The following is a 12,528-nucleotide window of genomic DNA, read 5'->3' as shown; positions in this document are numbered from 1 at the left end:
GTAATAATGATTCTACTGCTGATGAACAGACAATTAGTAAATATCAAAAATTCATTCACAAAAATGGATGGAAATTGTTTACTTATTGTTATAGGTAAAAAGTAAGTTTTAAATTTGCTTTTTCTTAATTATTAAACTGATTAAATCCGGCCCACAGAATAACACAATGCCTAGCAAATTAAATCTCAATAGTGGTGAAACTCTCCAAAAAGGTGCAACAGGATCACGGGTTAAACAACTCCAAGAAATCTTAAAAGCACTGAATCTAAATCCAGGAACAATAGATGGTGATTTTGGCAATAATACTGTCAAAGCCGTTAAACAATTTCAAAGTCAAAAAGGGCTTGAAGCAGATGGTGTAGTCGGAAAAAATACTCAAAATGCTTTAAATAATGCCCTGGGAGAAGCAACGACAAGCGCAGCATCATCTATATCATCTCCAACTTCTAGCGTTTCCACAAAAGGTTTTGGTGGGATAACTGGAAAACTACCACTTCCAGGTGTTCCTCTCATCAAAGAATTTGAAGGTTGTTATTTAAAGGCTTACCCAGATCCTCTCAGTGGTAATTTACCTATCACTATTGGTTGGGGTACTACTAAAAAAAGAGATGGTAGTAACTGGAAACTAGGTGAAAGCATCACTCAACAAGAAGCAGATGATTTATTGATGCTTCAGCTAGAGAATAGCTATCTACCACCTATGCAAAAAATTCCTGTTTGGAATGAATTAAATGCCAATCAACAGGGTGCTTTATTAAGTTTTGGTTATAACTTGGGTGCTAACTTCTATGGTAGTTCCAACTTCTCAAGCATGACTAGAGTTTTGAGAGATAAAAAGTGGGATGAAATTGAAGAAACTTTTCTAAAATACAGAAATCCTGGTAGCAATGTAGAAGCAGGATTGAAACGGAGAAGACAAGCAGAAGCTAAACTATTTTTAACTCCTGTTAGCTAAATATTAAATTCAATCGGAGACGTTCTATAGAACGTCTCTACATTCAAAAAATACTAATTACTTACCATTGGGACGTTGAATAATCGTTTCTACTATTCGTCGTTTTGCTTGTGGATCAATTCCTACCAAACGCACATATTCACCGTTATATTCAGATAAACAAGATTCTAAAGTAGAAATAGCATCGGAATGGGCATCAATATTAAAAGAACCGCAACTTTGCCAAGAACCTGTCCGAAACCGTCGTTCATCAACGTGTTCAATGCCAATTTTACAACCTTGAGATAAAATTTGGCGAACTTGTTCTTGAGTTTCTAAACTTAAATGAGTAGGTTGATTAATTGTAGGTTTGCTAACTGGACTTTCCACAACAGGTAAACTTGCTTGAGACGCTTTACCGCGATTTAAACGATTATATTCATCTACTAAATGAGAAGTTTCTACCCGTTTTTGTTCACCAACCATAAATTTACCAGACTCAATTAAATGAGAGAGTGTAAAATCTGGTTTTTTAAATGCTGGTGGACCTTCTAAACTATTAACAACTCGTAAAGAGACATTTTCAAAGCCAATTTGATGGATAAAGTTACGAATTTGTTCATCATAAATCCGAGAACGCAAAGCACTAAAAAAGTCAATAGATTGATGGGGAAAAGTATCAACTAATTGGGCAATTTCTCGTTCTGAAAGTCCATCAGGTGCAAAAATTCCCCCCACAATTCCTATTTTATCATCGCGGTTTGGTTCCCAATAAAATTTATCCATTCTCCCATCACGAATTAATGGTGCATAGAGAGTAGAAAAATCATTGCCAGTCACAATAATTGGTACACGACATAAAGGATTGGAATCATAACTTCCCGGTAACTGCACATCTGTGGGATTATCAGCAATATTCATCAATGTAGCATTTACCAACTGAGTATTTACTGTATATTGAGTTCCTTCGTCAAAACGTCCCGCACCGGCATCTAAATCATTAATCATCAGTACGCACATTTTCCCCCGCACTTTGATTAATTCTGCTGTTTCCCGATAACGCAATCGAATTAACCGCGCTGGATCTCCTGCATCTGGACTTTCTAATTCTCCTCCAGATATTAAGGTGACTTCGATACCCATTTTTTCAAAGACTAATTCGCATTGAAAAGTTTTCCCCTCACCTTTGCGTCCATGAATACCTAAAATTAGAGGAACGCGAATCCCAGGAATATTTAAGAAGTTTTTGGTGATATGAACTGCAAGTTTATCAAGAAAACTAGGCGCAATGTAGTAACTCATAGAATGTATCCCTGGTTATGTTTTATTTGTCAGTTGTTAGTTGTCAGTTGTTAGTTGTTAATTATCTAAGTCACTTTCGAGAACAGAGGCTAAAACTTGTTTTGTGTTAATTTGAAATTCTGTAACATTGACTCGATTCAAAAACCAAATTGATATCAACATTCCCACAGCTTCTAATAGAAATACCATGCCATAAGCTAAGACTAAATTATCGGGTAAAAACTTGCGTCCTAAATCTAAAACAGTACCACCAATTACCGTAGCAATGCCTCTAGATAAAGACTGGGCAAGTCCCCAAGCACCAATAAATGTACCGGCGGCTTCAGCAATTGTTAAGTCTAACATTAAAGTAACGGCTGCGGTAGTGACAAAACCAGTAGATAAACCAAATAAAACTAAAGTTGATTTTAGGAGAGATGGATTTGCGGAAAATCCGGAAAACCCTATTAATAAAGCGGCAACTGCTACTAAAATACAACCTAACTTTATAGTCCTTTTTTTACCCAAACGGGGAACAATGAAAAAACCTGTGATTCCATAGGAAATTAATATCCCTGTACCGTAAAAAACGTTGAGTTTGGTACTTTCTGCTAGGGGCATTTTAAATACTTGCCCTGCATAAGGTTCTAAAATGGGATCTTGCATAAACAAGCTGATAGTCATCACTAATAAAAATGTGAAAAATAAGCCTGTTTGTGGACTAGCTGTTAAAATTTTCCAAGCACCTTTTAAGGTGATACCATCTTCCCGATTTCCTTTATTAGCACGGTTTAAGAAACGGGAATATTTGTTTTCAACTCCTACAGTTGCCACAATTGCTAAACTAAAAACGATGCTGGGAACAATTATAAATAGACGATTAATTGCCGCTTGTAAAGTTTCTAGAGGTGCGTTTGTGCTTAATTCCTTTAATAAGCTGGAACTGATAATTGCTCCCACTATAATCCCTACCATTAACATTGACCAAACAATCCCCACAACTTGGGAACGGTTGTCTTCGTCGGAGATATCCACTAATAAAGCGGCAAATGCTGTACCACTAGCACAAATTGCTAAACCGTAAATTGCGAATACTAACCCTAAAACTGCTGTCCAACCGATAGTTTGGGTAGTCCATGTCCAGGTATCACTAAGATTAGCGGCATTTAACTGCCACATTACTTGTACCGCTAAAAAGGCGGCGATCGCAAATATTCCTGCTCCTCCCCACACATAAGCCGTGCGATGATAACCTAAGAAGGGTTTAGCGTCGGACATTTGCCCAAATAAAATCCTTGTCGGTGCTATAAAATAAGGTATTGCTAATACTAAACTACCTATAGTTGCCGGAACTGCAATTTCCTGAATCATGACACGGTTAAGCACTCCCAGAGTCAAGATAGACATCATACTCAACCCCATTTGAAACAATCCTAGCCGAAACATCGTCAAAATATTGACTTTGGGGATAGAGAAGGATTGAGTTGGGGTGTCCAATGTATCATCCATTGCCATAGCTGCTTTTTTGTCTTGTTTTCTAAATAGTAGCACCCTGGGTATATTTCCAAAATCAAATATGAATTCTATATGATCTCAATTAAACAGTAAATTAATTTTAGGAATCCTCACGTTTAATTTTCATTAGAATATAATTCTCTCTATGAATAATTCATCAATTACCATTACTCAGTTATTAGATACAAATTTGGGAGAACTCAGAAAAATCAGTCGAGAAATTTGGTATAGCCACTATTCGACAATTCTCAGTCATGCACAAATCGAATATATGCTCACTAAAATGTATGGAACAGGAGTAATTGAAAACGAAATTCATCACCAAGGAATATTTTATGATCAAGTTTTACATAATTCTGAATTAGTTGGTTATTTATCTTATAGTTCAGAAACGATGAATAATATGAGTTATTTAAAACTACATAAATGTTACTTATTGCCATCACTGCATGGTTTTGGCTATGGTCAAAAGATGTTATTCCATGTTTACCAACAAGCCCAAGCAATGAACCTCAAACAAATAATCCTCAATGTTAACAAAAGGAATGAAAAAGGAATTAAAGCCTATTCTCGATTTGGGTTTAAAATTATTGATAGTCAGATCAAAGATTTTGGTAGTGGATTTGTATTGGATGATTACATCATGGGTTATGATATTTGAATAATTCAATAATTTGTGATTTACTTCATATCAATAAATTATTCAAATTACAAAAAAGGGAACAGGGAACAGATAAGAAACTAAAACAATACAATTGAGGGCGGGGTTACAGCTTTTGCAATTTAATCACTGGATCTCATTCAAGTGCATAAGTAATTGGACAAAAATATTTACAGTCATTGCGAGGGAAGGGAAGCAATCACAACCCTGGCGATTGCTTCATTTCACTTCGTTCCCTATGGCTAACGCCACGCTGCGCTAACGCAATGACATTGTGTAAGTAGGTGGACGTGAAATAACCAAACTGTGTAAAGATATGTAAATTCACCTCGATGGGTTATTGTCGTTGAGTTTTAGCCATTTCAAAAAACGAAATATATTTTGATTTTCCTCCGCCCACCTACTTAATTAATTCTGTCTCACTACTTACCGCCTTACCAGTGTGGCATCACTGAGAAATTATTAATTGATTCTAAAGTTTTTTGATTCTCAAGATATTTCCTTGTACTTTCCTTGTACGGTTATCAACGCCAGAAATCTCTCCCTATTTCCACCCTAACCAAGAAAAGAAGCGGTAGATTAGAGATAGTGTCACTTCTTCAAAAACGGAGAAGTGATCATAAAAATACAGTTGTCTCCATAAATGTGTTATGAGTAAAAAAATACAAGGACTCTTCAAACCCCTATTTAAAACCGTCTTTATCCTTAGCTTAGTGCTAACTTTAGCTTTTAGTCATGCTAATGATGCCTTAGCAGCCCGTAGTGGCGGCAGGATTGGCGGTGGTTCTTTTAGAATGCCTTCTAGCCGCACTTATGCACCTCGGACAAGTATGCCAGGTAATGGCGGCTACTATGCCCCTTATGGCGGTGGTTTTGGATTTCCGTTTCTTTTACCCTTATGGGGTTTCGGCGGTGGTTTTGGTGGGTTGTTTGGGATATTGATCTTTTTTGCAATGGCGAATTTTTTAGTCCAAACCTTTCGCCGTGTCACCAGTGGAGAAACGGAAGAAGTCAGCTATAGCAGCAATCCCTCCGTTTCTGTCACCCGGTTACAAGTTGGTTTATTAGCCCAAGCGAGAGATTTACAACCCGAACTCAATCGCATTGCGGAAACTGCTGATACCAACAGCCCAGCAGGAAGAAGCGAAGTTTTGCAAGAAGCTAGTTTGGCTTTATTGCGTCACCCTGAATACTGGGTATATGCAGGTGGTGGAACTCAACAAGCAAAACTAAATTCCGCAGAATCTCAATTTAATCGGTTGTCCTTAGCCGAACGCAGTAAGTTTAGCGAAGAAACTCTCTCTAATGTTAATAATCAACTCAAAGCTGTTTTAAGTAAAGATGCTTTACCAGGTGAATTCGATAACCCCACTCGTTTGATTAGTGAAGGACCAGGAGAATATATTATCGTCACCTTATTAGCAGCGACTTTGGGTAAATGTGAAATTCCAGCTATTAATAATGCTGATGATTTGCGTCAAGCCTTACGTCAAATTGGTAGTCTTTCTGGTGAACAACTGTTAGCAATTGAAATTTTGTGGACTCCCCAAGCAGAAGGAGATACACTGACATCAGATGACTTGTTTGCGGAATATCCTGATTTGAAATTGGTTTAATTGGGAGTTTTCCCCAACCCCATTGGAGACGTTCAATCAAACGTCTCTACATCTTCTCAAACTCTTACTCTCTGCGCCTCTGCGCCTCTGCGTGAGACAAACTCATTTTGGAAACTTGCCTTCTCGCACTTCCACAGCGTAATCTTGTACAGCTTTGGTAATTGTTTCTCGTAAGTTTGTATAAACCTTGGCGAATGGTGGTTGTTTTTCCGAAAGTCCGAGAATATCAGAAGTGACTAATACTTGACCATCACAGCTAGAACCTGCACCGATGCCGATGGTAGGAATACGGAGTTTTTGTGTAATTTGCAGTGCTAGTTTTGCAGGAATGTGTTCTAATACTATAGCAAAAACCCCGGCTTGTTCGAGAGCGATCGCTTCATTAAAAATTCTTTCTCCTGCTTCCTGGGTTTTTCCCTGTTGTCGTAACCCTAATTGATGGATTGATTGGGGTGTTAAACCCACATGACCCATAACTGGAATCCCCGATTGCACTAACCGGGTAATGGTTTCCACCATTGTGGGATAGCCACCTTCTAATTTTACTGCTTGCGCCCCCGTTTCCTTCAACACCCTACCGGCAGAGTGCATAGCTTGAGAAATACTTTCTTGGTAAGTTAAAAATGGTAAATCAACTACCATTAAAGCGTTTTTGACCCCACGCCGCACAGCTTTAGCATGATGGATCATTTCATCCAAAGTTATTGGTAAAGTAGTTTCATAACCCAGGACAACGGCAAGAGAATCACCAACTAGGATAAAGTCTACACCAGCTAGATCCAAAAGTTGAGCGATCGCATAATCCCAGGCAGTTAACGCAACAATCGCCCGTCCCTGTTGTTTCCATTGAGTTAATTGTTGGGTAGTAACTGCCATAAAGAATTGATCACTGATAATTGTCAATTGTTAATTGTCAACTGATAATTGTCAATTAAGTAAGTAGGTGGGCGTTAAAAATTGTCGTTGGGGCAAGGGAACAGGGAACTCTTAACTGGGAACAGGAAATACAGAATTGATACCTACTGAGTCTTATTCAAAAATCAAATAGGAGTCCTAATATTACTTTCTCAAATTCGAGACTATTCTTATCTCCTTCTAATTCTTCCTCCTGACTCCTGACTCCTACTTCACATACCGACCAAAACCAAAATGAGGTTGAGCCGTACCCACTGAAGGCATTAACCAAGCTAAACCCTCCGTTGTTCCCACCCATAACTTATTACCAATATCCGGTGCCAAAGTCAAAACTCGACTAGAAGGCAGTCCCGTAACTTGGTCTAAGACTGCCCCCGTATATGGGTTCAATCGCAGCAAACCATTATTAGTACCCACCCACACACTACCATCCTTGGCAAACCTAACCGATGTCACGTTGCGTCCACGCAGGGGAGTCACAGACCTTAACACAATACCATTTTTGGGGTTAATCACCAACAATTGATTTGGCATACCAGCCCAAATTAACCCCTGGGGACTAATAGCCAAAGTTTGGACAGTTCCCCCTGGTAGATTTTGGATTCTCTTCATCAGTAAAGCGCTGGAAGTATTCACCTTGACTATTCCCTCCAGCGTCCCCGCCCACAATTGACCGTCAGCATCTAAAGTCATTGCATTAACACTGACACCGGGCATATTTTTAACCGTTGTCATGATTAAACCTTGGTCGGGACTAACCAGAGTTAACCCAGCATCAGTTCCTACCCACAAATAGCCGCGTTTGTCAAGTAACAGTGATAATACTCGTTTGGAGGGTAATAATAAATTCTGGGCTGTAATTTGACTGGTTTGGGGGTCTACTCTTGTTAATCCTTCATTATTTCCCACCCACAAACGCCCTACCTTATCTTGGACTAAAGCACTAATCGCAATATTTGGTAAACTCACACGGGAAATAACCCTACCTGTATTGGGATTAATGCGTGATAATCCGCGCCACGAACCTACCCACAGATTACCAGTGAAATCTCCCAATAAGTTACTAATGCGATAATCTACCGGTGTTTCTCCCTCTTGCAATTGTCTCTCATTAGGTAAGGGTTTGATTCGTTCTGGTGGTGGTGCAACTTCATAAGTGGGGGTAGATTTGGATTGACTAAGACTGGGATTGTTGTCTTTATTCTCAACCTTTTGGGCTGTAGCTGGTGTGACTATGCTTGGTAAGGCGATTAATCCCAGCAAGGCGGACATTATTAATAAGTTAGTATGCTTGTGAAATAAAGTCACGGTGATATTCCTTTCTAGTTAATTCTACTAAGTTTTTTGAGTTTTATTAATACCATAATAGATGTATATTTTAAATATGGTATAGTTATTAGGTAGCATAAAATCGTTCACGAAGTGTGGCGTATCCATGCGGGAGCCGGAGGCATCAGCCGTAACAAACATTTTAAATTAGTATTAAAAATTACATTGTTTGATAACAAAGCCCTGACATCATTAGCTCTCTAGAGTTTAGATATACACATTTGTAAATCAATCTTAACAAAATGTTAAATCTTTATGTAATAACAAATTTAAATATATCAATTAACAAAATTCGCAAAATAACTTATTGAATTATTGATATATTGTGGGGTAAGCTACAAATTCAGTGATGTGCAGTTTCTTCTTTTCTTGCTCATCCCCATGACTAAACCTGTCTTTAGGAAAAATGCCTCATGATCGCTCCTTACCCGCTTTAGGTAAAGACATCAGGAAAAAAAAGAGAATTGCAGCAAACCAGCCTTATATCTGGAATGCGGCTTTCAGGCAAAATTCCCCAGACGGCTTGTAAAGCCGATTTAGTCGGGTATGCAAACTCAAGATGAAAAGATTTTGTATTTCTGGGACGAAAAATAACAGCGTCAAAAAGTACGTCTGAAACATGGTAAACAACTTGTTGCGGTGATTGTGACTGCAACCTAATTTGTGCAGCAGTAACATTGCCACCATAGAAATTGATCGCCCCTAACTATAAGCAAAACTTATAACTTCATTAAGAATGAATTAAGAGTAGGAATGAGAAGAAGTGGCACATAACGTGATTTGATAGTAAAAAGAAAGACTTCTTGGAAGAAAAATATGTCTTACGCGCAAACTAAGACTCAGGCTAAGTCTGGGTACCAAGCTGGGGTTAAAGATTACAGACTAACTTATTACACACCTGATTACACTCCTAAAGATACAGATTTATTGGCGGCTTTCCGGATGACTCCTCAACCCGGAGTTCCTCCTGAAGAAGCTGGTGCGGCAGTAGCTGCTGAGTCTTCCACTGGTACTTGGACAACAGTATGGACAGACTTGCTCACCGACCTAGATCGCTACAAAGGTCGTTGTTACGACATCGAACCAGTTCCCGGTGAAGATAACCAATATATTTGTTATGTTGCTTATCCTTTGGACTTGTTTGAAGAAGGTTCTATCACCAACGTACTAACCTCCATCGTAGGTAACGTATTTGGTTTTAAAGCTTTACGGGCATTACGTTTGGAAGACATTCGTTTCCCTGTAGCTTACATCAAGACTTTCCAAGGACCTCCTCACGGTATCCAAGTAGAGCGCGACAAATTGAACAAATACGGTCGTCCTCTGTTGGGTTGTACAATCAAACCCAAATTAGGTCTTTCCGCTAAGAACTACGGACGCGCAGTTTACGAATGTTTACGTGGTGGTTTGGACTTCACCAAAGACGACGAAAACATCAACTCTGCTCCATTCCAAAGATGGCGCGATCGCTTCTTGTTTGTATCTGAAGCTATCAACAAAGCACAAGCAGAAACCGGCGAAATCAAGGGTCACTACCTGAACGTTACCGCTCCTACCTGCGAACAAATGATCCAACGGGCTGAGTACGCTAAAGAACTCAAACAGCCCATCATCATGCACGATTACCTGACCGCAGGTTTTACCGCTAACACCACATTGTCTCGCTGGTGTCGTGATAACGGTATTCTGTTGCACATTCACCGTGCTATGCACGCTGTAATTGACCGTCAGAAGAACCACGGTATCCACTTCCGCGTATTGGCTAAAGCTCTCCGCTTGTCTGGTGGTGACCACATTCACACCGGTACAGTAGTTGGTAAGTTAGAAGGTGAACGGGGAATCACAATGGGCTTCGTTGACCTATTGCGTGAAAACTACATCGAACAAGACAAGTCTCGTGGTATTTACTTTACCCAAGACTGGGCTTCTTTACCCGGTGTAATGGCAGTTGCTTCTGGTGGTATCCACGTATGGCATATGCCCGCGTTGGTAGAAATCTTTGGTGATGACTCCGTACTACAATTCGGTGGTGGTACTCTCGGACATCCTTGGGGTAACGCTCCTGGTGCTACAGCTAACCGCGTAGCTCTAGAAGCAGTTGTTCAAGCTCGTAACGAAGGTCGTAACTTGGCTCGTGAAGGTAACGATATTATCCGCGAAGCTGCTAAGTGGTCTCCTGAGTTGGCTGTTGCTTGCGAACTGTGGAAAGAAATTAAGTTCGAGTTTGAAGCAATGGATACCGTCTGATCATTTAAGATTTGGGATTTTGGATTCATAAACAATCCAAAATCTAATAATCTAAAGGGCTGGGTCAAGCATGGATTTAAAGCAAATTGCGAAAGACACAGCCAAAACTCTCCAAAGCTACCTGACTTATCAGGCGTTAAGGACTGTATTGGCACAGCTAGGCGAAACAAATCCTCCTCTAGCACATTGGTTGCAAAACTTCTCCGCTGGCAAAATCCAAGACGGAGAAGCATATATTGAGGAACTGTTTCTAGAAAAGTCAGATTTGGCATTGCGGATTATGACTGTCAGGGAACATATAGCGGCGGAAGTGACAGAGTTTTTACCAGAAATGGTACTAACTGGCATTCAGCAAGCCAATATGGAACAGCGTCGCCAGCATCTCGAACGCATTACGCAACTAAGTTTATCAAGTCCCAGCCTGGAAATTGAAAGACAGATAATATCTGATCCTAATTTAGATAATTTATCTAATTAGTCAATCAACCAAGTCATAAAAAATCTCCCCCCACTTATCAAAAACTATGCAAACTTTACCTAAAGAGCGTCGTTACGAAACCCTTTCCTATCTTCCCCCTCTGTCTGACGCGCAAATTGCCAAGCAAGTTCAGTACATTATCGCACAAGGGTTCATTCCTGCAATTGAATTCAACGAAACTTCTGAACCTACAGAACTTTATTGGACAATGTGGAAATTGCCTTTGTTCGGCGCTAAAACTACTCAAGAAGTATTGAGCGAAGTTCAAGGTTGCCGTTCTCAGTATAGTAACTGCTACATCCGTGTTGTTGGTTTTGACAACATCAAGCAGTGTCAAGTTATGAGCTTCCTTGTTCACAAACCCAGCAGATACTAAGAGCTAATTAGCTAATAGTAATTTAATGAATTAAAAGGAGAGGTAGAGTTTTCTATCTCTCTTTTTTTAGTTTTTGATAGAGAATAGAATTGTCGGTTGAGTCGCACACACAAAACTAAAGGGCGTTGCTGAATTGAGGTATGAAATTCCCAAATTGAACCTTTAAAACTCAAACCTCAGTGCGTCTTTGCGCCTTTGCGTGAGACTAAAATTCATACCCTTAATCAGCAACGCCAACTAAAGGTGGTAATTATGCAACAAATTACTGTTAATGAAGCGTCTCAACACTTATCTGATTTAATTGAAGCCGCACTTGGTGGTGATGAAATTATCATTATGAAAGATAATCAACCTGTGGTGAAGTTAATTCCCGTATTACCAGTTAAACATCGTCGTCAACCTAGTGCTAAAGGAATGGTAACAATGACTGATGATTTTGATGCACCTTTAGAAGATTTTCAGGAATATATGTGATGATGTTTTTGATAGATACACATACATTTATTTGGTATGTAACAGATAACTCTCGACTTAGTAATCAAGTTTTAGAATTGATTAACGATGAGAATAATCAGATTTTTTTGAGTATAGCTAGTGTTTGGGAAATGGGAATTAAACACAGGTTAGGAAAGCTAACGTTTAATCTTTCATTTGAGACATTTATCACGCAGCAAATTAATATTAATGACTTCACGGTGTTAGATATAAAAATCAGTCATATTACGGCTATTACTCAACTCCCTCTACATCACCGTGATCCTTTTGACAGAATGTTAATTGCACAGGCTATGGTGGAAAATATGCCTATAAGTAGTGAGACAGAATTAGTTACACAATGTCATTGGAAATGGAACGAAGTGAAATGAAGCAATCGCAAGGGTTGGCAAGGGTTGTGATTGCTTCCCTTCGCTCGCAATGACTGTAAATATTTTTGTCCAATTACTTAATAAGTGCTGATACAATTTTCGATGCCTATCCCATACAGCGTTTGTGGTGAAAAATAACGCTGAAAATGCTTACTTGTCTGAATCAGGATACCCAGAATTAGAGGATTTACAGGATTTTTTATGAATATTTATCTGGGGATATTTCAGGTTTTAAAGATGAGTTTTTTTCTACATCCTGAAAATGCTTAATTGTCTGAATCAGGATGTCCAGGATTAGAGGATTTACAGG

12 protein-coding genes are annotated in these 12,528 nt (G+C 39.2%); 8 read left to right on the top strand and 4 right to left on the bottom strand.

Annotated elements, in window-relative coordinates; all coding sequences use genetic code 11:
• Positions 1-166: 166 nt before the first annotated feature.
• Positions 167-955: a peptidoglycan-binding protein gene (locus IQ228_RS10560; protein ID WP_027404000.1), complete on the top strand. Its 789-nt coding sequence runs from the start codon at positions 167-169 to the stop codon at positions 953-955.
• Between the two features lie 57 nt (positions 956-1,012).
• Here IQ228_RS10560 and IQ228_RS10555 read toward each other — a convergent pair whose 3' ends face one another.
• Together IQ228_RS10555 and IQ228_RS10550 are read right to left on the bottom strand one after the other, a co-directional pair.
• Complete coding sequence (locus tag IQ228_RS10555; RefSeq protein ID WP_027403999.1) at positions 1,013-2,236, bottom strand: ribulose bisphosphate carboxylase small subunit; 1,224 nt, start codon at positions 2,234-2,236, stop codon at positions 1,013-1,015.
• A 57-nt stretch (positions 2,237-2,293) separates the two neighbouring features.
• Positions 2,294-3,730: a BCD family MFS transporter gene (locus IQ228_RS10550; RefSeq protein WP_027403998.1), complete on the bottom strand. Its 1,437-nt coding sequence runs from the start codon at positions 3,728-3,730 to the stop codon at positions 2,294-2,296.
• Between the two features lie 145 nt (positions 3,731-3,875).
• On the opposite strand from IQ228_RS10550, the gene IQ228_RS10545 reads away from it, so the two are divergent.
• Positions 3,876-4,391: a GNAT family N-acetyltransferase gene (locus IQ228_RS10545; RefSeq protein ID WP_027403997.1), complete on the top strand. Its 516-nt coding sequence runs from the start codon at positions 3,876-3,878 to the stop codon at positions 4,389-4,391.
• Between the two features lie 650 nt (positions 4,392-5,041).
• Positions 5,042-6,007 carry a DUF1517 domain-containing protein gene (locus IQ228_RS10540; protein ID WP_193962820.1) on the top strand — a complete coding sequence of 322 codons (966 nt, stop codon included), beginning with the start codon at positions 5,042-5,044 and terminating at the stop codon, positions 6,005-6,007.
• 102 nt (positions 6,008-6,109) lie between these two features.
• On the opposite strand, the gene panB is transcribed toward IQ228_RS10540, so the two are convergent.
• Both panB and IQ228_RS10530 read right to left on the bottom strand, forming a co-directional pair.
• Positions 6,110-6,883: a 3-methyl-2-oxobutanoate hydroxymethyltransferase gene (gene panB / locus IQ228_RS10535; RefSeq protein WP_193962819.1), complete on the bottom strand. Its 774-nt coding sequence runs from the start codon at positions 6,881-6,883 to the stop codon at positions 6,110-6,112.
• Between the two features lie 246 nt (positions 6,884-7,129).
• Positions 7,130-8,194 carry a two-component regulator propeller domain-containing protein gene (locus tag IQ228_RS10530; RefSeq protein ID WP_080683938.1) on the bottom strand — a complete coding sequence of 355 codons (1,065 nt, stop codon included), beginning with the start codon at positions 8,192-8,194 and terminating at the stop codon, positions 7,130-7,132.
• A gap of 873 nt (positions 8,195-9,067) precedes the next feature.
• Here IQ228_RS10530 and IQ228_RS10525 point away from each other — a divergent pair.
• The 5 genes from IQ228_RS10525 (at position 9,068) to IQ228_RS10505 (ending at position 12,218) form a co-directional block, all read left to right on the top strand.
• Positions 9,068-10,498, top strand: coding sequence for a form I ribulose bisphosphate carboxylase large subunit (locus IQ228_RS10525; RefSeq protein WP_027403993.1), 1,431 nt, complete (start codon positions 9,068-9,070; stop codon positions 10,496-10,498).
• Between the two features lie 70 nt (positions 10,499-10,568).
• A complete protein-coding gene (locus tag IQ228_RS10520; RefSeq protein WP_027403992.1) occupies positions 10,569-10,976 on the top strand; it encodes a chaperonin family protein RbcX in 408 nt (135 codons plus the stop codon).
• A 46-nt stretch (positions 10,977-11,022) separates the two neighbouring features.
• A complete protein-coding gene (locus IQ228_RS10515; RefSeq protein WP_027403991.1) occupies positions 11,023-11,352 on the top strand; it encodes a ribulose bisphosphate carboxylase small subunit in 330 nt (109 codons plus the stop codon).
• 252 nt (positions 11,353-11,604) lie between these two features.
• Complete coding sequence (locus IQ228_RS10510) at positions 11,605-11,826, top strand: type II toxin-antitoxin system Phd/YefM family antitoxin (RefSeq protein WP_027403989.1); 222 nt, start codon at positions 11,605-11,607, stop codon at positions 11,824-11,826.
• Positions 11,826-12,218, top strand: a complete 393-nt coding sequence (locus IQ228_RS10505) for a type II toxin-antitoxin system VapC family toxin (RefSeq protein ID WP_027403988.1) — start codon at positions 11,826-11,828, stop codon at positions 12,216-12,218. Before IQ228_RS10510 ends, IQ228_RS10505 begins: the two co-directional genes overlap by 1 nt.
• Positions 12,219-12,528: the final 310 nt, after the last annotated feature.

This window comes from Dolichospermum sp. LEGE 00246 (assembly GCF_015207865.1).
Lineage (GTDB): Bacteria > Cyanobacteriota > Cyanobacteriia > Cyanobacteriales > Nostocaceae > Dolichospermum > Dolichospermum heterosporum.
This window is presented reverse-complemented; position numbering and strand designations above follow the sequence as displayed.

Bases quoted from the DNA above. Each gene is read 5' to 3' on its own strand.
- IQ228_RS10525 (WP_027403993.1), top strand. From the start codon at position 9,068: ATGTCTTACGCGCAAACTAAGACTCAGGCTAAGTCTGGGTACCAAGCT.
- IQ228_RS10505 (WP_027403988.1), top strand. From the start codon at position 11,826: ATGATGTTTTTGATAGATACACATACATTTATTTGGTATGTAACAGAT.
- IQ228_RS10520 (WP_027403992.1), top strand. From the start codon at position 10,569: ATGGATTTAAAGCAAATTGCGAAAGACACAGCCAAAACTCTCCAAAGC.
- IQ228_RS10510 (WP_027403989.1), top strand. From the start codon at position 11,605: ATGCAACAAATTACTGTTAATGAAGCGTCTCAACACTTATCTGATTTA.
- IQ228_RS10555 (WP_027403999.1), bottom strand. From the start codon at position 2,236: ATGAGTTACTACATTGCGCCTAGTTTTCTTGATAAACTTGCAGTTCAT.
- IQ228_RS10530 (WP_080683938.1), bottom strand. From the start codon at position 8,194: ATGTCCGCCTTGCTGGGATTAATCGCCTTACCAAGCATAGTCACACCA.
- IQ228_RS10515 (WP_027403991.1), top strand. From the start codon at position 11,023: ATGCAAACTTTACCTAAAGAGCGTCGTTACGAAACCCTTTCCTATCTT.
- IQ228_RS10545 (WP_027403997.1), top strand. From the start codon at position 3,876: ATGAATAATTCATCAATTACCATTACTCAGTTATTAGATACAAATTTG.
- IQ228_RS10540 (WP_193962820.1), top strand. From the start codon at position 5,042: ATGAGTAAAAAAATACAAGGACTCTTCAAACCCCTATTTAAAACCGTC.
- IQ228_RS10550 (WP_027403998.1), bottom strand. From the start codon at position 3,730: ATGGCAATGGATGATACATTGGACACCCCAACTCAATCCTTCTCTATC.
- panB (WP_193962819.1), bottom strand. From the start codon at position 6,883: ATGGCAGTTACTACCCAACAATTAACTCAATGGAAACAACAGGGACGG.
- IQ228_RS10560 (WP_027404000.1), top strand. From the start codon at position 167: ATGCCTAGCAAATTAAATCTCAATAGTGGTGAAACTCTCCAAAAAGGT.